Raw genomic sequence first — 935 nt, forward strand, 5'->3', positions numbered from 1 at the left:
AGGTGGTGCATGGCAGGTGAAACGATTCTGGTCGTGGGCGGCGCTGGTTACATCGGCTCGCACACGTGTCTCGATCTTGCGAACAAGGGTTTCCAACCAGTCGTTTTCGACAATTTCTCCAACGGTCATCGCGAATTCGTAAAGTGGGGACCCGCTGAGGAAGGGGATATTCGGGATCGGGCCCGGCTCGACGAGGTTCTGGCCAAGCACAAACCAGCTGCCATCCTGCACTTTGCCGCCCTCATCGAGGTCGGCTTATCGGTCAAGGATCCGGTGGCCTTTTATGAAAACAACGTCATCGGCACGTTGACGCTCTTGGCTGCCGCACAGGCTGCCGGCGTCAAGGCATTCGTTTTTTCGTCCACCTGCGCGACCTACGGTTTGCCGCAGAGCGTGCCGCTCGACGAGACGCACCGCCAGGTGCCAATCAATCCCTATGGCCGTACGAAGTACATCGTCGAGCAGGCGCTTGCCGACTACGACCAGTACACGGGCTTTCGATCTGTCGTACTTCGCTACTTCAACGCAGCCGGCGCCGATTTCGAAGGCCGGATCGGCGAGTGGCACCAGCCTGAAACCCACGCCATACCGCTCGCGATTGATGCCGCACTCGGCCGTCGCGAAGGCTTCAAGGTATTCGGTACCGACTACGAGACACGCGACGGCACCTGCGTCCGCGACTACATCCACGTGCTCGATCTCGCCGATGCGCATGTCCGTGCCGTGGAACATCTGCTGCGCGGTGGGGCTTCGATCGCGCTCAATCTCGGCACCGGCACGGGAACAACGGTGAAGGAGTTGCTCGGCGCCATCGAGCGCGTGTCCGAGCGGCCGTTTCCTGTGGAATATGTCGGTCGCCGCGAGGGCGACTCGCACACGCTGGTTGCCAACAATGACAAGGCGCGGGAGATTCTCGGCTGGACGCCGCAGTATGA

Annotated in this window: 1 protein-coding gene; it reads left to right on the forward strand. The window is 61.0% G+C overall.

The genetic code is table 11. The annotated features are described in order from the left end of the window. Positions 1-9: 9 nt before the first annotated feature. Positions 10-935: UDP-glucose 4-epimerase GalE (gene galE, locus K9B32_RS28830; RefSeq protein ID WP_224568803.1), on the forward strand; the 926-nt coding region annotated here is incomplete at its 3' end.

The organism is Rhizobium sp. 3T7 (assembly GCF_020166565.1).
Lineage (GTDB): Bacteria > Pseudomonadota > Alphaproteobacteria > Rhizobiales > Rhizobiaceae > Rhizobium.